General features: G+C 69.6%; 16 protein-coding genes and 3 pseudogenes. 4 read left to right on the forward strand and 15 right to left on the reverse strand.

The genetic code is table 11. The features are described from left to right. Nucleotides 1-202 precede the first annotated feature (202 nt). The gene (locus C7C46_RS03995; RefSeq protein ID WP_110665749.1) at nt 203-838 is read left to right on the forward strand and encodes a cyclodeaminase/cyclohydrolase family protein; all 636 of its coding nucleotides are present in this window, start codon (nt 203-205) and stop codon (nt 836-838) included. Beyond that, nucleotides 835-1,680, forward strand: a complete 846-nt coding sequence (locus C7C46_RS04000; RefSeq protein WP_110665751.1) for a bifunctional 5,10-methylenetetrahydrofolate dehydrogenase/5,10-methenyltetrahydrofolate cyclohydrolase — start codon at nt 835-837, stop codon at nt 1,678-1,680. Before C7C46_RS03995 ends, C7C46_RS04000 begins: the two co-directional genes overlap by 4 nt. A gap of 13 nt (nt 1,681-1,693) precedes the next feature. Here C7C46_RS04000 and C7C46_RS04005 read toward each other — a convergent pair whose 3' ends face one another. The 5 genes from C7C46_RS04005 to C7C46_RS04025 all read right to left on the reverse strand — a co-directional run bounded on the left by C7C46_RS04005 (nt 1,694) and on the right by C7C46_RS04025 (nt 6,825). After that, nucleotides 1,694-2,719: a potassium channel family protein gene (locus C7C46_RS04005; RefSeq protein ID WP_342775369.1), complete on the reverse strand. Its 1,026-nt coding sequence runs from the start codon at nt 2,717-2,719 to the stop codon at nt 1,694-1,696. A gap of 69 nt (nt 2,720-2,788) precedes the next feature. Next, nucleotides 2,789-4,018 carry a molybdopterin molybdotransferase MoeA gene (locus C7C46_RS04010; RefSeq protein WP_110665755.1) on the reverse strand — a complete coding sequence of 410 codons (1,230 nt, stop codon included), beginning with the start codon at nt 4,016-4,018 and terminating at the stop codon, nt 2,789-2,791. Next, on the reverse strand, nt 4,015-5,007 hold the full coding sequence (locus C7C46_RS36235; protein ID WP_245984122.1) for an NTP transferase domain-containing protein: 993 nt from the start codon (nt 5,005-5,007) through the stop codon (nt 4,015-4,017). Before C7C46_RS36235 ends, C7C46_RS04010 begins: the two co-directional genes overlap by 4 nt. Before the next feature lie 28 nt (nt 5,008-5,035). Next, nucleotides 5,036-5,983, reverse strand: coding sequence for an MBL fold metallo-hydrolase (locus C7C46_RS04020; protein ID WP_146258978.1), 948 nt, complete (start codon nt 5,981-5,983; stop codon nt 5,036-5,038). A 179-nt stretch (nt 5,984-6,162) separates the two neighbouring features. Continuing rightward, on the reverse strand, nt 6,163-6,825 hold the full coding sequence (locus C7C46_RS04025) for an FMN-dependent NADH-azoreductase (protein WP_110665757.1): 663 nt from the start codon (nt 6,823-6,825) through the stop codon (nt 6,163-6,165). Nucleotides 6,826-6,933: 108 nt separating this feature from the next. Here C7C46_RS04025 and C7C46_RS04030 point away from each other — a divergent pair, with 108 nt between their 5' ends. Beyond that, nucleotides 6,934-7,362, forward strand: coding sequence for a winged helix-turn-helix transcriptional regulator (locus C7C46_RS04030; RefSeq protein ID WP_110665759.1), 429 nt, complete (start codon nt 6,934-6,936; stop codon nt 7,360-7,362). 7 nt (nt 7,363-7,369) lie between these two features. On the opposite strand, the pseudogene C7C46_RS04035 reads toward C7C46_RS04030, so the two are convergent. Further along, a pseudogene (locus tag C7C46_RS04035) lies at nt 7,370-8,007 on the reverse strand (HAD family hydrolase). A 74-nt stretch (nt 8,008-8,081) separates the two neighbouring features. On the opposite strand from C7C46_RS04035, the pseudogene C7C46_RS04040 reads away from it, so the two are divergent. Beyond that, nucleotides 8,082-8,267: pseudogene (locus C7C46_RS04040) on the forward strand (sigma factor); the annotation flags it as partial. Nucleotides 8,268-8,398: 131 nt separating this feature from the next. Here the strand turns inward: C7C46_RS04040 and C7C46_RS04045 are convergent. The 9 genes and pseudogenes from C7C46_RS04045 to C7C46_RS04080 all read right to left on the reverse strand — a co-directional run bounded on the left by C7C46_RS04045 (nt 8,399) and on the right by C7C46_RS04080 (nt 21,369). Further along, nucleotides 8,399-8,758, reverse strand: coding sequence for a GatB/YqeY domain-containing protein (locus tag C7C46_RS04045; protein ID WP_110665761.1), 360 nt, complete (start codon nt 8,756-8,758; stop codon nt 8,399-8,401). 125 nt (nt 8,759-8,883) lie between these two features. Beyond that, on the reverse strand, nt 8,884-10,086 hold the full coding sequence (locus C7C46_RS04050; RefSeq protein ID WP_245984124.1) for an LPXTG cell wall anchor domain-containing protein: 1,203 nt from the start codon (nt 10,084-10,086) through the stop codon (nt 8,884-8,886). A gap of 444 nt (nt 10,087-10,530) precedes the next feature. Then, nucleotides 10,531-13,365: an NACHT domain-containing protein gene (locus C7C46_RS04055; protein WP_110665763.1), complete on the reverse strand. Its 2,835-nt coding sequence runs from the start codon at nt 13,363-13,365 to the stop codon at nt 10,531-10,533. A gap of 114 nt (nt 13,366-13,479) precedes the next feature. Next, complete coding sequence (locus tag C7C46_RS04060) at nt 13,480-15,210, reverse strand: hypothetical protein (protein WP_245984126.1); 1,731 nt, start codon at nt 15,208-15,210, stop codon at nt 13,480-13,482. A gap of 150 nt (nt 15,211-15,360) precedes the next feature. After that, nucleotides 15,361-15,774 (reverse strand): annotated as a pseudogene (locus tag C7C46_RS37670) (TniQ family protein); the annotation flags it as partial. After that, nucleotides 15,774-16,913, reverse strand: a complete 1,140-nt coding sequence (locus C7C46_RS04065) for an ATP-binding protein (protein WP_110665767.1) — start codon at nt 16,911-16,913, stop codon at nt 15,774-15,776. The pseudogene C7C46_RS37670 and the gene C7C46_RS04065, both read right to left, overlap by 1 nt. Continuing rightward, a complete protein-coding gene (locus C7C46_RS04070) occupies nt 16,910-19,114 on the reverse strand; it encodes a DDE-type integrase/transposase/recombinase (protein WP_110665770.1) in 2,205 nt (734 codons plus the stop codon). The genes C7C46_RS04065 and C7C46_RS04070 overlap by 4 nt, the downstream gene beginning before the upstream one ends. After that, nucleotides 19,111-19,941 (reverse strand): TnsA-like heteromeric transposase endonuclease subunit, encoded by an 831-nt coding sequence (locus C7C46_RS04075; RefSeq protein ID WP_245984128.1) that lies wholly within the window; start codon nt 19,939-19,941, stop codon nt 19,111-19,113. Before C7C46_RS04075 ends, C7C46_RS04070 begins: the two co-directional genes overlap by 4 nt. Nucleotides 19,942-20,130: 189 nt before the next feature. Beyond that, nucleotides 20,131-21,369: an IS701 family transposase gene (locus tag C7C46_RS04080; protein ID WP_110665903.1), complete on the reverse strand. Its 1,239-nt coding sequence runs from the start codon at nt 21,367-21,369 to the stop codon at nt 20,131-20,133. Nucleotides 21,370-21,508: the final 139 nt, after the last annotated feature.

The raw sequence follows: 21,508 nt of genomic DNA on the forward strand, positions 1-21,508 counted from the left end.
GTGGTCCGAAGTGGTTGGGCGGGGACGCTGAACGTTGGCCGACGAATTGGTGTACTCCCCTGTGGAACTTGCCAGTTGATGGGCGCTCGGGGGATCGTTCGGGTACCGGGAACGGCATCGGCAGGTGCCGCGGACCCACGGTCTGACACTGTGTCAGATGTGACAGGATGCCGGTACCGATCCTCCGACCGGAAGAGCCGCCGTGCGCGACGAGACGATCAGCCAATTCCTGGACCGCCTGGCCGACCGGGTGCCCGCCCCCGGCGGGGGTGCGACGGCTGCCCTGCACGCCGCGCAGTCGGCGGCGCTGCTGGCGATGGTGGCCCGCTACAGCACCGGTGAGAAGTACGCCGCCCACCAGCAGGTGGTCGAGCGGATCATCCGGGAGAGCGACGCGCTGCGCGGCCGGGCGCTGACCCTGGCCGAGCAGGACGCCGCCGCGTTCACCGCGGTCGTTGAGGCCTACCGGCTGCCCAAGGAGGACGGGGCGCAGCGCACCGCCCGCTCCGCCGCGATCACCCGGGCCCTGATCGGCGCCGCCCGCCCGCCGGCCGAGGTGATCACCGCCGCGCTGGACGCGATCGAGCTGGCCGAGGTCCTGCTGCCGATCGGCAACCCCAGCGTGGTCACCGACGTCGCCGCCGCGGCCGAGGCGGCCCGCGCCGCGGCCACCACCGCGCGGGTCAACGTGGAGGTCAACCTGACCGCCCTGCGAATCGAGCACAGCCGCGAGGAGCGCACCCACGCGGCCCTGCTGGCCGACACCGCCCGGGTGGACGAGATCGCCGCCCGCGCCGAGCAGATCACCGCCGCCGTCCGGGCGGAGCTGGCCAAGTGAGCGCCCTGGTGCTGAGCGGCCGGGAGCTGGCCGCCGCGATCCGCGCCGAGGCGGGCAACCGGGCCGCCGAGCTGACCGCCGAGGGCCGGCCGCCGCAGCTGGCCGTGGTGACCGCCACCGCCGACGAGTCCAGCGCCTGGTACGTGCGCTCGATCGCCAACGCCGCCGAGAAGACCGGGCTGCGCTGCGAGGTGCACGACCTGGGCCCGGACGCCGGCCCGACCGCGGTCCGCGAGCGGCTGGAGCAGCTCAGCACCGACCCCACGGTGCACGGGCTGATGCTCCAGACCCCGCTGCCGCCCGGCGCCACCCTGGAGGAGCTGGCCTCGGCGATCGCCTTCGAGAAGGACGTGGACGGGGCCAACCCGCTCTCGCTGGGCCGCCTGGCCGCCGGGATGCCGGCCTTCGCCCCGGCCACCGCGGAGGCCGTGGTGGCGCTGCTCGACTTCCACAAGGTGCCGCTGAGCGGGCGTCAGGCCGTGGTGGTGGGCCGCTCCACGGTGGTCGGCAAGCCGGTCGCCCACCTGCTGCTGGACCGGGACGCCACGGTCACCGTCTGCCATTCGCGCACCGCCGACCTGGCCGCGGTCACCCGCACCGGCGAGGTGCTGATCGCCGCGGTCGGCCGGGCCCACCTGATCACCCCCGACCACCTGCGCCCCGGCGCGGTGGTGGTGGACGTGGGCACCAACCCGACCCCGGACGGCGGCCTGACCGGGGACGTGGCGCCCGGCGCCGCCGCGGTGGCCGCCGCGCTCACCCCGGTCCCGGGCGGGGTCGGCCCGGTCACCACCGCCCTGCTGCTGCGCCACACCGTGCTGGCCGCCGACCGGGCCGGGTAGCGCCGGCGCGGCGTCAGGTCCTCGGCGCCACCCGCCGGATGGAGATCACCCGGTCACCGGAGCGCAGTTCGGCGGCGGCCGGGTCGTAGTGGTCGAGGATCCGGCCGCCGCGGACCACCGCCACCACCAGGTCGGCGCAGTCCCGGGGCGAGCCGCCCACTTCGGCGGGGGCGACCGGGCGCTCCACCACGTCCAGCCCGCGGCCCTGGGTGAGCAGCGCCTCCATCACTGCGCCGGCGTCCGGGCTGAGCATCGACATGCCGAGCAGCCGGCCGGCCGAACTCGAGCTGGTCACCACCACGTCGGCGCCGCTCTGACGCAGCAGCGGGGCGTTCTCGTCCTCACGCACCGCGGCCACCACGGTGGCGAGCGGGTTGAGCTGGCGCACCGTCAGAGTGACCAGCACCGCGGTGTCGTCCCGCTCGGGAGCCACCACCACCTGGGCGGCGGTGGGCAGTTCGGCCAGCAGCAGGGTGGCGGTGCGGGTCGCGTCGCCGACCACCCCGACCATCCCGTCCTGCCTGGCCTGCTCGACCGCCCGGCGCTGCACGTCGACCACCACGATCGACTCCTTGGCCAGCCCGTGCCCGAGCAGGGTCTGCACCGCGCTGCGCCCCTTGGTGCCGTATCCGACGATCACCGCGTGCTGCTGCACAGCGCTCCTCCAACGTCTGATCCGCCACTGCTGGCGGGTCCGCTCGGCCAGCACCTCCAGGGTGGTGCCGACCAGGATGATCAGGAACAGCACGCGCAGCGGGGTGATCACCAGGATGTTGACCAGCCGGGCGCCGGGGCTGACCGGGATGATGTCGCCGTAGCCGGTGGTGGAGAGGGTGACGGTGGCGTAGTAGGCGGCGTCGAGCAGCGAGACCCGGCCGTTGGCGTTGTCGTGGTACCCGTCGGCGTCCAGCCAGACGATCAGCGTGGTGGCCACCAGCACCGCCAGCGCCAGCAGGATCCGCCAGCCGACCTGGTGCAGCGGCGGACCGCTGCTGCGGACCGGCAGCACCACTGCGGGATCGGCCTGGGCTGTGCGCACCACCCCAGCATGCGGCTTGCGGCCGGGTCGCCGCGGGAAGCCCGGCCGGGATGTCTCGGCCGGGTCGCCTCAGCGCGGCACCGCCAGCAGTTCGACCAGGTCACCGGCGGCCGCACCGCCGGGCGGCAGCACTGCCAGGGCGTCCGCCAGGGCCAGTCCGCGCAGCATCGCCGGGCCGTCGAAGGCCAGCGGGCGCGGGCCCTCGGGGGTCAGCCGGACCGGCAGCAGCCGGGTGTCCGCGGGGTGGCCGGGCAGCGGCTCGGCGGTCCTGACGCACCGTCCGCCCGGCTCGGCCGACCCGGTCCGCCCGGTGAGCGCGGCCAGCAGTGGCAGTGCCAGGGTGACCGCGCCGGCCACCGCGGCCAGCGGGTTGCCGGGCAGGCCGACCAGGTGGCGCGCCGCGCCGCGGGCGCCGGCCGGCGGCAGCTCGGCCAGCAGCATCGGGTGGCCCGGGCGCACCCGCACCCCGTCCACCAGCAGCCGGGCGCCCGCCTCGGCCAGCGCCGCGTGCAGGAAGTCGACGGGGCCGGCCGCGGTGGCGCCGGTGGTGACCACCACCTCGGCGGGCGAGTGCCGGATCGCGTCCCGCAGCAGCGCGAAGTCGTCCCGCACCGCGCGCGGGGCCGGCAGTTCGGCGCCCCGGGCCGCCAGCCAGGGCTGCAGCATCGGCCCGAGCGCGTCCCGGACCAGCCCCGGGGCCGGCAGGCCCTCGGTCCGCAGCTCGTCGCCGAGCACCAGCAGCTCCACGCTCGGCGCCCGGCGGACCGTCAGCAGGTCGTAGCCGCAGGCCGCCGCCAGGCCCAGCACGGCGGGGGTGACCTCGGTGCCGGCCGGCAGCAGTTCCTCGCCGCGCCGGCACTCCTGGCCGCGCGGGCGGACGTCCTGACCGGGCGTCGGGTCGGCGGCCGGGCCGGGGCGCAGCTGCGGTCCGGTGCGTTCACCGTGTTCGCGCCGGAGCACCGCGGTGGCGCCGGGCGGCAGCTGGGCGCCGGTGGCGATCTCGGTGGCCCAGCCGTCGGCCAGCGGCGGCGGGGTGCGCCCGGCCAGCACCCGCCCGGCCAGCCGCCACGGGCCGGGGCCGGCCACCGCCCAGCCGTCCATCGCCGAGGTGTCGAAGGCGGGCAGGTCGGTGAGCGCGGTCAGCGGGCCGGCCAGCACGGCGCCGAGCGCGGCGGCCAGGGTGCGCTGCTCGGTGGCCGCGATCCGGTGCCGGGTGCCGGCCAGCTGCGCGAGTTCGCGGGCCCGGGCCCAGTCGGTGGTGCTCACCGGACGGCCGACCGGGGGTGCCGGGGCACTCATGCCCCGGGGCCGTCGGTCGGGGCCTGCTCGGCGGCCCAGCGCTCGGCCAGCGCGGTGACCCGGGCGCTGGCGGCGGCCACCTCGGCTGCCCCGCCACCGCGCGCCGCAGCCGCGTAGCCGACCAGGAAGGCGGTCAGCGGGGCGGCCGGGCGGGCCACTGCGTGCGCCACCACCCGGGCGAGGTCGAGCAGCTCGGTGCGGTCGACGGCCAGGTCGATCCCCAGCTCGGCGGCGGCCTCGGTCATCCAGTCGTCCAGCGTGCGTCCCATGGGGGACCATGCTGCCCGATCCGCCGCACCCCGCGGTGTTGGCGGTGCTTCGTTTCCCTCACCATCGCCCGGGCGGTCCGGTGAGGAGCCGGCCCGGCGGCGGGCTTCGGCCGGTGCGGAGTCGGTCTGGGGGTCGGCTTCGGCGACCGGGGAGCCGGCCCGGCGGCGGGCTTCGGCCAGCTCCGGCCAGGTGTCGCAGTCCACCGCGACCCGCTGCGGGTCGGGCAGCTCCACCGTGCGCAGGCCGCCGACCAGCCGGCGCAGCGGCTGCCCGCCCGGCTCGCCGAGCGCGGCCAGCGCGGCGCACAACGCGTCCCGCCGGTAGGCGCCGGCCAGCGGCTGGGCCCGCCCCGCGGCGTCCACCAGCACCGCGGCCTGCACCTCGCCGGTCACCGCGGCGGCCAGCCGGTCCAGGGTGGGCCGGTCCAGGAACGGCAGGTCGGCGGCGAGCAGCAGCAGCACCGGCGCGGTGACCCCCTCGACCGCCAGCCCGGCCGCCACCGCGGCCACCGGGCCGCCGCCGGGCGGCTGCTCCCTGGTCCAGCGCACCGCGCCGCCGCTGCCGGGCCCGACCACCACCACCTGTCCGGCACCCGAGCAGGCCGCCAGCACCCGGTCCAGCATGCTGCGCCCGCCCACCACGAGCCGAGGCTTGTCCGCCCCACCGAGGCGACGGGCCGCCCCGCCGGCCAGCACCACCGCGTCGTACCCAGGCGTCATGAGCCCAGTATCGGCCGTCGGCCGGGCGCTACGCGTCCCCGCCCGGTGCGGTGTTGGCGATCGCACCCGCCGTCAGGAAGGTGGGCAGGGTCAGCTCCCCGTACAGCTGCCCCATCGCCGTGATCAGCACGTCCGGATCGTGCGGGTGCTCGGCCAGCAGGCGGTCGAAGTCGCGCAGGTACTCCCCCGTGAAGGTGAGCACCCGGGCCGCGTCGTCGTCGTGGTCCGGCGCCCGGTGACCGGCGATCACCCGGTCGACCCCGAGGTCGGCGATCCGGCCGAGGTTGCCCAGCCAGGCCTGGCGGTCGGCGGGGGTGGTCTCGGCGGTCCACACGTGGGTGCCGTTGTACGCGAAGTCGCCCGCCACCACGGTGCGGGAGCCGGGCACGTGCACCACGGTCGAGTCGGGGCAGTCGGCCTGTCCCAGGTTCAGCACCCGGATCAGCTGGCGGTCGATCAGCAGCGGCTGCGGGCGCAGCACGCCGGGCAGCACCGGGTGGTCCGGCACGTCGTCGCCGTACTCCAGCCGCCACCGGGCAGCCTTCTCGGCGGCAGTGGCGGCGATCGCGGCCACCACCGGCGCCGCCGCCAGCACCTGGGCCTGCGGGAAGAGCCGCAGCACCTCCTCAGCCCCGAAGTAGTGGGCCGGGTGCGGGTGGGTGATCAGCACGGCGAGCAGTTGGCGGCCCTTGCCGGCGATCCACTCGGCCAGCTCGCGCCCGGCGCTGCGAGTGGGCTGGGCGTCCACCAGGACCGCCGCGTGCTGACCCAGGATCAGGCTGGAGGTGGCGAACCGGGCGGACTCGGAGCCGGTGAAGACCGCCACCTCGAGCGGCGGTCCGGGCAGCGGGGCCGCGGTGGCGCCGTTCGGGACGCCGGCGGGTGCGGCCGTCCCGCCCCGTGCCGGGAGGGCCGAACCGGACTCTGCCGCACCCCGCGGGACGGCCGGCGGCTCGGGCGGGGGCACTGCGGTCACGGGCTCTCCCCAGGTCGGCGGCGCGGTGCTGTCGCCACCAGCATGGGAGCGCGCACCGCCCGGCGCCCGACGGGCGCGCCCGCCCGGGTGAGGCGCGGGGCGGCTCACCCGGGGTCGACGGCGGATCAGATCACGGCGCCGGGTCAGACCGCGGCGGTGGATCAGACCGCGGCGGTGGCTCAGACCGCGGCGGGCTCGGTCAGCCGGGCCGCCACCTTGCGCGCCGTCTGGCCGGCCTGCTCGTGCGCGGCGGCCTTGGAGGCGTCGCCGGCCTCGATGAAGCCGGCCAGCGCCGGGTTGACCCGGGCCAGGGTGAACTCCGCGGCCACCGTCTCCACCTCGACGTTCATCATCCCGGTGAGTGCCGTCTCCAGGTAGCGGGCGGCGAACTCGGCGTCGGCCCGCGGCGTGCCGGGCGCGTAGGAGCCACCGCGCGAGGCGAGCACCGTGACGTGCTTGCCGGCCACCGTGGTGTCGGGGGCGCCGCCGGTGCGGCCGACCAGGATCACCTGGTCCAGCCAGGCCTTCAGCGGCGAGGGGATGGAGAAGTTGTACATCGGGGCACCGATCACCACCGCGTCGGCCTGCTCCAGCTCGGTCATCAGCTCCTCGCGCAGCGCGAAGGCGGCCTGCTGCTCGGGGCTGCGGTGCTCGGCGGGCACGAAGGCGGCGGTGATGCCGGCCTCGGTCAGGTGCGGAACCGGCTCGGCGCCCAGGTCGCGGCGGACCACGGTGCCCTCGGGGTGGGCGGCCTGCCACTCGCGGACGTAGGTCGCGGTGAGCTCCCGGGAGACCGAGCCCTGGCTCAGGGCCGAGGAGTCGATGTGCAGCAGCGTGGCCATGGGGTCCTCCATATGTTCTCATAGTTGCTGCCGTTTCCTCGGCAACTGTTATTACCGTAGCACCTTACTTTTTCTTCGTCACTAGCGCATTGCCGGTACCCTGGACCCATGGGTGAGCAGTCACAGACCGGACGGACGGCGGTGGGGCAGGTCGAGGCGCCCGCCACCGCGGTGTTCAACGCCTGCGCGGCGGCCAAGGCCGGGCCGTGCGGCAGTGTGGACCTCAACCTGACCCGGGTCTTCGCGCTGCTCGGCAAGCGCTGGACCGGCCTGGTGGTCGCCGTGCTCAGCCACAGCGAGGCGTACTTCGCCGACCTGCGCCGGGCCATCCCCGGGATCAGCGAGCGGATGCTCTCGGACCGGCTGACCGAGCTGGCCGAGGCCGGCCTGGTGGTGCGGCAGGTGGACGAGGGGCCGCCGCTGCGGGTCAGCTACCGGCTGACCGAGGCCGGGCACGCGCTCGGCCCGGCACTGGAGGAGCTGCGGCTGTGGGCCGCCGTGCACCTGCCGGAACCGCCGCCGCCCGGCCCCTGCTGAGGAGCCGTCAGCCGGTGGCCAGACCGGCCAGCAGGACCGGCAGCTCGCGCATGTCGGTGAACACGGTGGCGCCCTCACCAGCCAGCCACTGAGCAGGCGTCAGCCCGCCGGCGAAACCCAGCGCCCGCATCCCGGCCGCCCGGCGGCCCGCACCCCGTACTTGCTGTCCTCCACCACCACGCAGCGCTCCGGGCGGGCTCCCATCCGCTCGGCCGCGTACAGGAACAGGTCGGGGAACGGCTTGCCCCGCTCGACCTCGGTGGCGCTGAAGATCCGGCCGGCGAAGTGGTCGTACAGCCCCGTCAGCCCGAGGGTGTGGCGCATCTTCCGGTGGCTGCCGCTGGAGGCGACGCAGGCGGGCAGGGTGAGGCCGGCCAGCGCCTGCTCGATGCCCGGCACCGCGGTCAGCTCGCGGTCCGCCGCCGCGTGGTGCAGCTCCTCGAACCGGGCCTGCCAGCGCTCCGCCGCCGGGCGGCCCAGCCGCTCGGCCACCTGCTCGGCGATGGAGGCGCTGGAGCGGCCGACGAAGCGGTCCAGCACCTCGGCCTCGGTCAGCGGCCAGCCCAGTTCCGCCCCGACCTCGCACTGCACCCGGACCGCGATCCGCTCGCTGTCCACCAGCACGCCGTCGCAGTCGAAGAGCACCAAGTCGATCACCGGCCCAGGCTATCCGGGCCGTTCCGGCCCGCCGTGTCAGCCCCTCCCCCTACCGTCGGGGCGTGAGCGCCCCCACCACCGTGCCGCTGGACCAGCTGCTGGAACGGCACCGCACCGAACTGACCGGCTACTGCTACCGGATGCTCGGCTCGTTCGCCGAGGCCGAGGACTCGGTGCAGGAGACCATGGTCCGCGCCTGGCGCGGCCACCAGGGCTTCCAGGGCCGCTCGCAGCTGCGCAGCTGGCTCTAGAGGGCGGCCACCGGCCGTGGTCCCTACAGGTCCTGGAGCTGTCCGGCGGCCGGATCACCGGGCTCACCTGCTTCCTGGACACCGCCGCCCTCTTCCCCGCCTTCGGGCTGCCGGACCTGCTCTAGGACCTAGAGGTACTCCCCGAGCAGCCGCGCCTCGGCCCGCAGCAACTCGGCCCGCTCCAGCTGACCGACCTGCTCCAGCGCCGCCGCGGCCGCCTCCCGCTCCGACTGCTCGCCCCGGACGATCTCCACCACCTGAGCCGCCGTCAACTCCCGCCGCGCCACCTCGGTCGCCCCGGCCCCCACCGGCGTCGCCTCGATCGCCGACGACCCCACCACCACCGCGGCCGAGTCCACCGCCCCGGCGTTCTCGACCGCGGCCAACGCGGTCCGCAGCACCCCCACGGCCATCCGGTCCCGCTGCTTCATCGCCACCCGCAGCCCGCCCCGCAACCGCTCGACCAGCGTCCCCGCCTCATTCGTCATACCGCGACCCTACGGGCCCGCTCCGGCACCGGCGATCCCCAACGGCGGGTCGGTGCGGGGCCGAGCGTGAAAAGAGCGCCGCGCCACCGCAGTGACAGGCACTCAGTTCATCGAACCGTCAGTGCTCAGGCCCGGCGCCCCCGACGGCGCATCAGGACCAGCACGCCGGCACCCGCGGCCAGCAGGGCCGCGCCCGCGCCGGCGATCAGGCCGCTACCGGACGAACCGGTGGAGGCCAGCTCCTTGCCGCCGGTGGCGGCCGGGGTGGCGGTCGCGGTCGCCGAGCCGGTGGTGGCGGCCGTGCCGGCCGTGGTGGCCGCAGCCGGGGCCGGGCTCGGCGTGCCGGCGGCCGAGCCGTCGTGGCTCACGCAGTCCGGGGCACCGGCGACCTGGGTGGTGGTGAACGTCTGGGTGGTCCAGAAGTAGTTGGGGCCCTCGCCCGGGTAGTAGCCGAAGCTCAGCTCGGCGCCCTTCGGGTTGGACTTCCAGTTCTTGCCCAGGCTGATCCGGGCGTTCAGCACCCGGTTGTCCACCGGGCCGGTGGCCCACTTCACCAGGTCGACGTCGTTGTCCTCGCCACCGGCGATCTTCGTGCCGACCTTGTGCCAGACACCGGTGGCCGGGTCCTGGACGTCCACCTCGCCGTCACAGGCCGACGGTCCGGCATCCGCGCCCGCGATGCCCTGGCCGGCGAAGACCAGGAAGCTCGCCTTGGTCAGGTGCCAGTCGAAGTGGTTGGCCGTCTTGATCGAGACCTGGAACGGGTGCGGCTTGCCGTCCAGCGGGATCTGCGCGGGCAGCCCGCTGATGGTGGTGGTGAGGCCACCCGGCTTGACGTTGAGCTGCGCCCAGGCAGCAGCCTTGTCGGACCGCATGGAATCGGCGACGGTGCGCGAGAGGGCGGCGTAGACCGGGATGTCCTGGTCCATCTCCTCGCGGGCGGTCTGCGGCAGCTTCAGCCGCAGCCGGAACGTGTGGCTGGACTTGGCCTTGAGGCCGACCGGAGCACCGGTCAGGTCGACGACGCCGCCGACCCAGCGCGGGTCACCCTCGGATGCGGTCGCGAAGGTGAGCGGCTGCCAGGTGCCGCTCGGGCCGTCGGCGTACTCCGCGGCGAACTGGTCGAGCGCGATCTTCTGGTAGCCGATGGTGAGCACCAGGTGGTCGGTGGTGTCGTCGGTCGCCGAGTTGTTGGTGACCGTGACGGTGCCCTCGGCCCACGGGCCACCGGCCTGGAGATCGGAGAAACCGTCGAGCTTGACGCTCTTGGTGGCGTCCTGGGCCTGCGCGGCAGGCGCGCCGACCGAGAGGGCGGCGGACACGACCATCGACGCCAGGAGAGCGTGACGCATCTTCAAGAAGAGTCTCTTGGATCTTGCTAACGGCGGCAGGAACGGCCGCGACGGCGCATCAGGACCCCCCTGCGCGCAGCTGTCACCCTAGTGCCGCTGGTCACCACTCACCCAGCCGGTTGTAGGTCGTTGTCTCAGCTCCGTGTCGGTGAACCAACGGCGCCGCCTGCCAACGGCCGCGACGCGGCCCGCTGTCCTGTCTTTCGTGGAACGGAGCCCACGCGATGGGCAGCGTCCAGGCTGTAGGGTCCACCAATCCGTGGGCACTGACAGCCTTCTGACCAGCTGTGACAGCGGCACTGAGCAAAGCCTCCGCGCTCATCCGTCGTCTGATCATGAGCAATCGAGATCGTCCAGCTCGCCGACACGGCACCGGTGACCATAGTCAGCCGTCGGCAGACCCGCTCCCGCACATCCCCGTCAGATGATGCCCAAGACCCTTGGTTGCGGTGCTTCTCGGGGCAGCACCTGCTCCAGCAGGCCGGTGAGGATCACGGCAACATGCCAGCCCGTCTCCTGCTGAGCCTCAATGGCGTTCACGATGGCTTGTTCAACCTGCCGAACCGCGTCGTCATGTTCGAGTAGCGGTACGTCAAAGGGGTTATTGGGCTCGACGTAGTGGACGGTGAAGCCGTCAATGTCCAGCTGGTAGACGTCTTGGCGACGGAAGTAAGTGATGAAGCGCGAGGCCTCGGGGCTCTTTCTATCCAGATCAATGAAGTCGGCAAGACTTTTATGGCCGATTCGTACGGGGCGATAGGCGGCAAGACCCGGAATGCGGACCCATGGCTTTTCGACGGAGAAGAGCCTGGCGGCGGCGCGTTCTTCGGGATTCATTCGTCTGACCGCTGCCTCTAGGAGTTGCTGCGATGCGGAGCCCAGCTGCCCAGGTGTCTTCGCCCAGCGAGCCAGGATCTGGAATCCGTTCATCAGCCGCACACCGCGACTGCTGACGGCATTCTTGGCGGCCCGCTCGAGGTGGGCGTTGGCCTGGTCGTGGCGGCTCGCTGCCTGAACCAAGACGTTTGCCACAGTGATCGGGCTAGCAGCGGATTGGGTGATCAGCTCGGCAGCATGTTGAACGAGCAGGTTTTGATGCCGCGGGTGCTGGCGGGCCAGGTCCTCGTCGAGCAGACTAAGCGCAAGCTGCGCCCCCGGCAGCAATGTCATAGTCGTTCTGTCCAGTGCGTCAACGGTTCGCAGCGCATTGACGAGATCGGACCGCAAATGTGGGTGGAGGGCGAAGACGCCGGCCGCCGCCAGGAGCCATGTATTTCGCCATGAGGGGTGCTGAGCAAGTGCTTCCAGCCGAGGGATGATGTCGGCATCCGGACCGGAGATCAGTGCACGGGCCGCAGAATACTCCTGCAGACTCCTGACCTCGAACCCGATGTAATCAAGCTCGGGTGCGACTAGCAGAACGAGGCGGTCGGTCACAGCCTCGATCAGCTTAGCGGCAAGTGAAGACGCCTTCTTCGGATCGTCAATCTCGTCCTTGAGTCGCTCCTGGAGACGATTTTCCAACTCGTTCTTCAGCATGACTGAATCACGAGCACCTGTCTGGGCTGCCCTAGTTTGCAGAAGCACTCCAACGTACTGGTGAAGCCAGTCCACGTGATGGCGATTCTCAGCGAGCAACTGCCCTGTACTGTTGGGCTTGTCGACCTCTCTCGCATAAATCGTATCGTAGTAAGCATGGAAGAGCTCAAAGCGATTCTGCGGCATTCTTGCGCGCTTCTCGACAAGCAGAGACATGATAGTTACTTGGAGAGGCGAGCGCATAAGGCGGGCAGTACCGGCTTCGCGCGAAGCCACCGCAATTCGCTTGACCACCTGCTCCCGCATATCTGGGTCGTCACGGTGCCTGGCCTTGGCAAGCTTTCCTGCATAGTGCAGTGAGTCTGCGGTTGACATTTCGACCAGCCGGATGGGCTCGAAATCCCCGCGATGGAACTCACCATTATATCCCTGGGGCCGAGTTGTTCCCACGATGAAAAGGTCAGCGTCAAGTCCGCGGGCTTGAATGAGAAAGTCAGACACGCGAGTCATAACGAGATCCCGAGTGTATGGTGAGGCGACTTCATCCAGGCCGTCGAGTACGAGAATCCAAGGCCAGGTACGTAGCCATCGCTGGAGAATTGTGGCGGTGATACCTGGTGTGCGCCTGCTGGCTTGCTGGGCAAGGAAGTGCAGGAGGCTAAGCTCTTCTCCACCAAGAATGGCATTTGCATAGTCGTGCAGTGCTATCCGAAGCGGCCAGCGCCGTGATCTCGGCCGTGGAAGTCCAAGTTCATCTAGATCGTCGCGGAGAGCCTGAAGCACCTCGCGCGCCTGGGCCGTGAGAAGGGACTCGCCTTCCTCATCGAGCAGGGCAACCCGGTATGCCTGACAGATCAACTGACCCAGAGTGCTCTTCCCCTGACCTGGGCCACCGATGATCAGAGCGTGCCGTGGGTCCTTCGCTGTCTGCAATGAGGGGCGCAGGATGCTGTCACCTCGCTCGATCACATATGCGCCCGCCCGGACGGACCCTACGCCTTGGGTAGCTTCGGTTATCGCCTCCAAATCGACCGCTACCGGCCCGAGACCGATTCGTCCGCTGTCAGCCTGCGCTCCCGCCTGACCAAGGCGGACCCACTGGTCGGCTACCAACTCCATGCCCGCGTGTATCCGAATCATGCTCGCGGTATCCGGAACAGCATCCGGAAGAACTTCAAGCAACCGACTCAGGACATCGCCAGGGGTGATGAAGCCTGCATAGCTCTGTCGAATCTCTGGATAGACGTCAAGATAGCGGCAGATCTCGTCGAAGTGCCAGACGCCCCAGCCCTTGAGGTTAATCTTGAGCCTCTTGGCTTCCGACTCGATGAACCGGTCGATGCGGTCGATTCCCCCGCTGAATGGAACGGGCGACAATACAACATTGGTCGTAAAAAGGATGAATTCGGGCAGTTCCCCACGCTTGGAACCAGCAGCCTTCCAAGCGCCGAGTTCCTCCCGAATTACGTTCTCCATCCAGACCGAGTCAGGGTTGCGCGCAGTAGACCGCTGGCGAAACTTAGCCTGCACGACCCCGTACCCGTCCCACGCCTTCTGATCAAGCGGGTACGTGACTGGGCCTCTGAACGTCGCCTCTCTGCCACCGTCCTTGCCGTCCCCGAAGACGCTCACACCAGCACCGAGCACGCGCTTTGCAAGCGCCTGAGTGAGGTGTTCGAACTCCCGGGTGCCCAGTCGGCTGAGGTCATAGTCCACCCCACCATCGTTCCGTGCTCCGGCACGAACCGCCATGCCTTCTGACATTTTGCCTGGCCGGCCCACGAGCGCCGCCCGGCTTCCGCCCATGTTCCAGCTGAGTCTGCTCAGCGCTCAACCGGGCCCAGACCCGTAGGTAGAATCGCCGACAGTGAGCGGGCTGTTCCAAGTCCCTTGGGGTTCCTGTGTTTTACTCATCGCCCTGGTGGCTGGGTGGCGACGCGGGATGCCCCATCCTGCAGCAGCACGACACAAGGTCGTCTGACTTGCCCCAGACTCAGCGGACAGCTCAGCGATACTCCTCCTTCTGTCGAGGTACTCTCGCTCGAACCAGTCCCGGTCAATGAAGTGTTCTCTTCGTCGACCTTGTTGGTGGAGCGCTACGCCGATTCTGGTGAGTTCGCCGCGGACGACGCTGGTGCTAGTGCCGATGATTTTGGCGATCTTGGCAATCGAGAGTTGCTGCTCCACATAGAGTTCGCGGAGCCGGTCTGGTCCCAGGTCGCCGACCCGCGGCGTGGGATCGGTCTGCCGCCTCTCCTGCCTGGGGAGTTCGGGGAAGGTTGTCCCGGTCGCATCGCAATACAACCGGACGTTCTCAAAGGTCAGCCCGGTTCCTGTCGCGACCTCGGCGAGAGAAGCACCGGCGCCGTTGAGAAGCCGCACGACCTCGTTCAGGTCGTCGGGGTCCTGCCCTGGCCAGGTGACACCAGTGACCCACTCGACAGGGGGTTCCCAAAAGATGGGTTCATCAGTGATGCCGTGCTCATCGAGCACCGCCTGAGCTTGGCGTTTGATGAGCTCTTGGATGGCGGGATGCATGCGGAACCGCAACACATTCCAGCCGGTGCAGACCGTGGGAGAGTCCATCCTCCTGCCTGCGAGGCTGGTCAGATCTGAGCCGGTCAGAAGAGATCGCAGGTACAGGTCGAGCAGCCGGAGATGGCGCGCGCCAGGTGGTCTCCATCCCTGCCGTTTGCTGAGGTCTTGGTGAAGTTCGCTGTCGAGCCGGACAGCCGCATCGGGGGCCCCGAAGAGTGCCCGGCGCCGCTCGTAATTGATGGGGGACCCCTCACTGTCCAGGCCGGCGGCGAGCTGGGCCAGGGCCGATACGATCGCGTGATGCCCTTCGTTCTGTGGCCCGAGCAGCATCTGGACCGCCCTCTTGCTGGCGGGGATGCTGAGCATGGCGCATGCGTCTGGGTGTGTGAAGGAGACAGGGGCTCGTGCCACGAGAAGGAGTGACGAGAGCGTCCACCGTTGGGGGTAGGGCTGGTAATTGGGAGCGTTGCTGTCGGCGAGCCGGATCGTCCAGGAGGGCCACATCAGCTTCGGGATCATGGTGGCTCGGCGCTGAAGGTCTTCTCGTGTTGCCTTGGGGATGGCGGGGTTTGAGGTCGCTGTTCCGTACCGGAGCCGGTGGTGAGACTGCAGACCGGAGTCAAGTGACCTCAGCACGCGGGACATCAGTGGTGGGCTGAGGCGTCGATAGGTGTGGAGGACGCTCGACGGAGTAGCCGTGACGAAGCGCTGCCGGTCTCCTTGTGTGATCCAGTCCAGGACGATGCTGCCGCCCGGTGTCTGACCGGCGTGGGCGGCCAGAGCGATCACTGTGCCGGCCGCAGCGGTCGCGGCATCCTCGGAGCCGAGGCCGTTGAGTTGAAGAATGGGTGCACGGTCGAACTCTCGCAGCGCGTCGTTCAGCAGGTCTGGGAGTCCCGCTCGATGCGTGTGAAAGACAACGAGGGCTTTCCAGGCAAGGGTGTAGAGGTCGTGGAGTGCTTCTCGCGCGTAGTTAAGGTCGCTTGCCTCGAGGATCTCGTCGATCTTGGCCTGTGCGGCCACCACAGCCCCGTCTCGTGGAACGCTCACTGTAGGACTGTCTCGAAGTGGGTGCGCGCAACGGCCTCGCCCGAGGCTGGGTACATGCCCGTGGCGGCCGGCAGGGATTGGGCGCGCTCCGCACGCTGGGCAGGTGTCGAGAAGCAGCAGGCTGTGCTGGCGGCAGGCAAAAGACCATGGCAGGCGCCATCTCAGCTGCCAGCGGTCTTCTGTCTCGTGGAGGCAGGAGGGACAGTAGCGGCTGCCGCTGCTGCCGCGCCAGGTCGGCGCGCGTGCCAGACCGCGTGTCTGGGCGCGGACGGCGATGGAAACCCCGTCCTGTGGGTGAAGCGTCATGCGAGTCAGAACTGCCGGCTCCATTCCGGTGGCACGCGAGAGTGCGTCGCGCTCATGTTCGGTCAGCGCAACCACCATGCGACGGGGCCGGGATCGGGTGAGGTTGAGAAAGCTCAGCAAGCCCGAGGCATTGGTGTGAAGCCGGAAGGCGTATGCCTCGATCCAGCTGTCCAGGGCTTCGCCGGGAATCGGCGGTACGAATATCGGCATGCGGTCCGGTGACCAGGTCATCAGGCAGTCCGTCTCCGCTGAGCCCGGTTCTTCGGCCGAGAGGTCAGCAATCCGGCCTCGATGGCTGCGACAAGTTCCCGCCTGGCTTCTTCTGCTGCCGCATCGTTCTTCACCTTGTCCATGAGCTCGGTGTCGAGCCGCTCGTGTCCGGTACGGATGGCTCGTAGGCAGCCCCGGTTGATCAAGGCCATGAGTGAGGCGAAGTGACCGCTGGAGCGCGCAAACAGGTAGTCGCTGAGGTCGTCAGCAAGCATGCCTGGATACAGCTCGGAGAGCACGAGTTGACGCTCGATCGACAGGAGGAGGCGGCGCCACTCCTGTCGTCCTTGCTCGTCCTCGACTTGAAAGGGCCGCAGGGTCAGCGGTGTGGTTCGGCGTCCGAACTGCGCGAACAGCGTCTGCTCCGGAGCGTGTCCCTCGGTCAGGATGCCGCGCTGCCGTACCCCGACACCGACGTAGATGAGCGTGACCGGGAACGTGTTCGAGAGAAACTTGAGATGGTTGGCCATCCGGACGGCATTGGCGTTGGTATGAGACGGGGCCAGAAAGTGGATGTCGTCGACGACGAAGACGGCCGTTTTCATGGTCAGGACAGCGTCCTTGGCGCGTTCAGCGAGCGTGTCGGCATCACCGCGATCAGGGAGGCCGTAGAAGCGGCAGATGGCGGCGTTCAGCCCCCGGATGTGAGTGTTCCCGGTCAGTGCGACGTAGATGAGCGGTACACGGCGCTGCCCGTCAGGTGTGGTCTCGCCTCGCAGGGCGACCTGGCGGCGATAGTAGTCGCGGGCGTAGTCGAGGATTGCGGTGCTCTTTCCCAAGCCGGGATAGGCATCAACCAAGACGGCAGGCTTGGCCTTGTCTCCGTCGTGCCGGTTCGAGTCGACGATCTCGGCGAGATCATTGTGGAGCTCCAACAGCTGAGGCGTCTTGATCGGGCCGATGTTGGCGTGCCAGACCACGCGCCGATCGTCGTAGCGCACCAGGTCCTGCGCGGACAGCGCAGTTCTCTCGGCCTTGGTCAAGTGCTCAGGCTTGGCCCGGTCAGCGCCGTAGACGAACTCCAGCAACCCCTTGAGCCGAGTAGGCGAGTACTGCCGGTCGTCGCCTTCGAAACAGTCCCGCCCCGGTTCGGTATTCACCGGCTCTCCCAGGCGTCGGCGTAGAAGTCTTCTTCCTCCGCCAGCGACACCTGATCATCGCCGGGGAATGGCGCGTCGCACTCCTCGTCCTCGTCGTCGTCCCCGCCGAGGTCCTCCCCGGTGAGAGCCGAATCCGGGTCAATGGAGCCCTCCACGACCCGCTGCGACTGAACAGTGTCGGCATAAAGCGCTGCAACTCGCCGGGCCGTGGGCAGTGCCGCAGCATCGTCCGTTGCCTCCCCCTGCCCGAGCAGGCGCAGACGCTGTTGAGAGAGGCGCACAGCCATACGCCGCTCGGCGGCCCCTGCCGTCAGCCCGGCTCCCCATCGGTCCAGCAGTTCGACCAGGGCGCGCCGGGTGTCAGGAAAGCGATGGGTCTTCGCGGCGAGCCTTCGCGCGTAGCCAGCGGCCTCGCGGCTGACCGGGCCGTCCATGGCCGCAGCATGCTCCCACTTAAGCGTGTGCCAAGTCTTGTCCCGCGGGTCCTGGAAGTAGACCTGGGTGACGTCTCCAGCATCGATCGCAATGGGCCACTTTCCCGCTTCCGGACCGCGCGCCGAACTAGGCTTGTTGCGGAAGTCGTTGAGGGAGTCCCCGTTGTAGATCAGGGTGTCGTGCTGCACCCCGTAGTGCTGGATGGTGACGTGTGCCTCCTCCAGGAACTCGTAGACCGTGTCTGGGCGGATCGGGATGGTCAGCGGGCCTGCTCGGTTGATGCCGTGCTCCAGCATCTCCAGCGGGCTCAGCTTCAGCTTCGGGAACTCGGGGATCACCAACCCGCGGTGGTGGCGCCGGTGATAGACCAAGATGATCCATTCGCGGATGATCGCCTCGAGTTCGTCGATGAAGAAGAACGCTTCCTCCTCCACCTTCTCGCCCCGGCTGTGGACGTCCGGCCCTTTGTAGCCCGGGAGCGCCGCGAGGAGTCCCTCACGCAGGGTCCTGAACCAGCGTTCGATCGGCTTGTCGGTAGGGGTGTAGGGCCGGGCCGGCTGCAGGGAGATGCCGAACTTCTCACAGACGCTGCGGATGTGGTTCGACAGGTAGATCTTGCCGTGGTCGAAGACGATGGTCTCCGCCGCGACGCTTGGCAGCAGCGGCTGACCGTCGACCGCGGCGTCCACCAGCTTGCGGGGATCGACCACCATGTTGGCCGGGACACCGCAGTACGGCAGCGCCTCAGCAGTTCCGGACCTGGCTGGGCTGCGTGGGCGGACCGTCTCGAACAGCACGCCGGCCACGTCCACCGCCTTCGTGGACACCGGGGTCAGCCGTAGGCCGGTGATGCAGCGGTCGTAGAGGTCCATGGCAATGGTGAGCTCGCACTGCACCCAGCGGCAGGTCACCGGCTCCATCGCGAAGACGTCCAGGGTGTTGGTGTCCAAGATGACGTATTCACCCGGACGGGTCGCCCGCAATCTCCCGTAAGTGCCCTGCGGGCGGTTCGCGATCGATCGCTTCCCCTTGGTGCTGCCAGTGAACGCGTTCGTGCCTCGGTCCAGCGCCCGCAAGATCGAGTAAGCGGTAGTCCGCGCAGGTGAGAGGACTCTCTCGGCGTCCTCGCCGTTCTTCTCGGCGTCGCGTTGCTTCTCGGCGAGTCGCTCCTCAATCTCCAGAAGGAGCAGGTCGCGGACCGGTCGGCTGGCCTTGACGTAACGGGCGACCGCTTCCCTGGCCGCGTCGAGCCAGCGGGGATCGGCCCGGTCCAACACGTCCGTCGTGGGACGTTCCTTCACCAGTCCGGCAGGGCCGAACTCGGCCAGGGCAGCCCATCGGCGGACCGTGCTCTCGCCTACCCCCAGTTCGGCCGCCTTCGCCGCGTATCGCCGCATCATGGGGACACCAGGGGCATATGCGGGTCGCGGCTCACCCTCCAGGGCCAGTTCAGCGCAGCCCAGCCGGTATCCCGTGAGTACCTCCTGGACGTGCCGGTACTTCAGCGTCAGTGCATCGTCCTCGTCCTCGCTCAGCGCTCCCAGTACGGCCGCAACGGCAGTCTCCGGCTCCGGCGTGTCGAGAAGGATCCGGGTTGTGGGATGTGACAGGAGCATCGCGGTGTCCACCTGCCGCCACTTCGGCTCCCCCAGGACCCCTACTTGCTGTAGCAGCACCCTGCGGCCCTCGATCTCGGCAACAGTGAACTGCTCGCCATCGAAGGTCAGCGGCAGGCCCGGGCGCAAGGTCGTCGTCCATCCGCTCACATCGACCTCCGAAGCACCGACTCGCCGGACAACGGACGCGTCAGATCAGTGGTCAACTTCCCCGACCACAGCAATGCCAGCAGCGGCGGCCTCGCTTCATACCTCGGGCGGCCCGCAGCCAACCTCAACTCGGCCTCAGCCAGTCGTTCACCATCGCGCACGCCTACCCAGGCCCGGTCGACATCCTCTTGTGGGACGACCCCCGGGCGCCGATACCCAGCCAGAAAGCGGACGTTCTCCAGGACCACGACATCGACCCCCGACCAGATCTCGTACTCCCAGCCGCGCCGCTCGGCGATCTCACCAGGCCACGCCAGTGCCTCCGCGATCTTCGGGTCTGTCAAGCGCTCCGCCGGCTTCACGTTCACCAGCCGAGCCGCGCCCGTCGTCGACACCAGCAGGTAGTCCGGGACATGATGTCGGGGCCGCCCTCCGACCCGTGCGACCAGGCGAAACGGCTGTGCGTAGATGTGGTGCACCAACGGATCGAAGTCCGCCAGCAGCAATCGGGCGAGCTCCAGCCGGCTCTCGTGCACCACCAACTTCCCCATGGTCGTTGAGGCGTAGGCCCCAGAGAAGTGCTTGTCGCCGTGCCGGGAGCGGACCTTTCTCCAGGGCTCGGACTGGTGAAAGTCCTGCAGCCGGAGGCGTGCAACGTCATGGGCGAGGACGCCGCCGTCCTCGTAACGGACCCAGGCGATCGGTTCTCCGCCGCCAAGACGGCGCTTCTCTCCACTTCGTCCGGACATGTCCGCACTGTAGAAGCGGCCGAGCACTCGAAATTGGGAAAGATCGGCGAGGCCCACCTTCTGCTCGAGAAGGTCCACCTCGCCGTGGACTTCGTATCGACATTGATCACCTATTGCTCATGATCAGCCGATACTGCTCACCGTCGTTCCGCCGAAAGCTCACGCGGCCTGACTACAGAGGCAGGAGGCGGATCCCTGGGCCCTGAACGGGAGCTCAGGGATCCGCCCCCGCCCGCTCAGCACTAGTACTCCAGCGGTAGATCGTGATCATGCTGGTGCCGCGGCTTGGCGCTGGTAGTGGCTGGCTTGGGATCGGGCCTGGTGGCGGCGTCTCCAGTGGGACCAGCGCAGCCGGTGGGCTGTGCCGTGGGCGCGCTCCGCGACGAGGGCGATCAATAGGCGGGCGATCTCGTTGCAGGTCAGCGGGATCAGATCGTCGGGGCCGGGCTGGTGGGTGTGTTCGTCGGCGCGGACGACGGCCAGGAAGGCGTGGGCGAGCATGGCCAGGGTGACCCAGCGCGACCAGGACGCATATCGGCGGACCTGGTGCTCGTCCAGGCCGGCCAGGCCCTTGCCGGCCTGGAAGGTCTCCTCGACCCGCCATCTTGATCCCGCGACCCGCACCAGGGTCGTCAGCGGCACCGGCTGGGGCGAGTAGCAGCGGTAGTAGGCGAGTTCGCCGGTGGTGCGGTTGCGGCGGATCATCAGGTGGTGGTGGCCGGGGGCGGTGTCGGGCAGGGCGATGTGGGCCCAGTCGTAGAAGCGTTGTCCTTTGGCTCCGGCTCCGGCGGACAGCTTCTGCCAGGCCCGCTTGGGGAGCTTCTTGGCGAGGATGTCCGCGCGGAACTTCCCTGCCCGGGTGGTGACTTCGTGGTTGCAGGCCACGGCCAGCACATACCCGGTGCCGCGTTCCTCCAGGGCGGTTCGCAGTTTGGGGTTGCCGCCGTAGACCTCGTCGCCGGCTACCCAGGGGGAGCGGTGGCCGGCGTCCAGGAAGCGGGTGATCATGCGGGTGGCCAGTTCGGGCTTGGTTGCGAACGCGGTGTCCGGGTCGAGCCCGGCCGCCCGGCAGCGGTCGGGCTTGTCGGTCCACGAGCGCGGGATGTAGAGCTCGCGGTCCACTGCGGCGTGTCCGCGCCGGCCTGCGTAGACCAGGTAGACGGCGACTTGGGAGTTTTCGATTCTCCCTGCGGTGCCGGTGTACTGGCGTTGGACGCCGACCGTGTGGCTGCCCTTCTTCACGTCGCCGGTCTCGTCGACCACGAGAACAGCCTGGTCATCGTGCAGGTGCTCGACCACGTAGTCGCGCAGGTCGTCGCGGACCGCGTCGGCGTCCCACTTGGCCCGGTTGAGCAGGTGCTGCATCCCGTCCGGGGTGGCCTCCCCAGCCCATTCGGCGATGGTCCAGCAGTTCTTACGCGGCAGGTCCGCGAGCAGGCCCAGCACCAGTGACCGTATCCGGCGGCGGGGTTCGACCCGCGTGAACCGGCCCGCGATCCGGCCTATCAGGACCTCGAACGATGCCTGCCAACGGGCAGGGTCTACGCTGTGACCTGCGGCCACCGCATGATCGTTTGTCTTCACACACTGATGATCAACGGTGGCCGCACCCATGTCCGCACCGGCCCCCACCAGCAAGATCACG

The sequence above is a fragment of the Streptomyces tateyamensis genome, from assembly GCF_003205575.1.
Classification (GTDB): Bacteria; Actinomycetota; Actinomycetes; order Streptomycetales; family Streptomycetaceae; genus Kitasatospora; species Kitasatospora tateyamensis.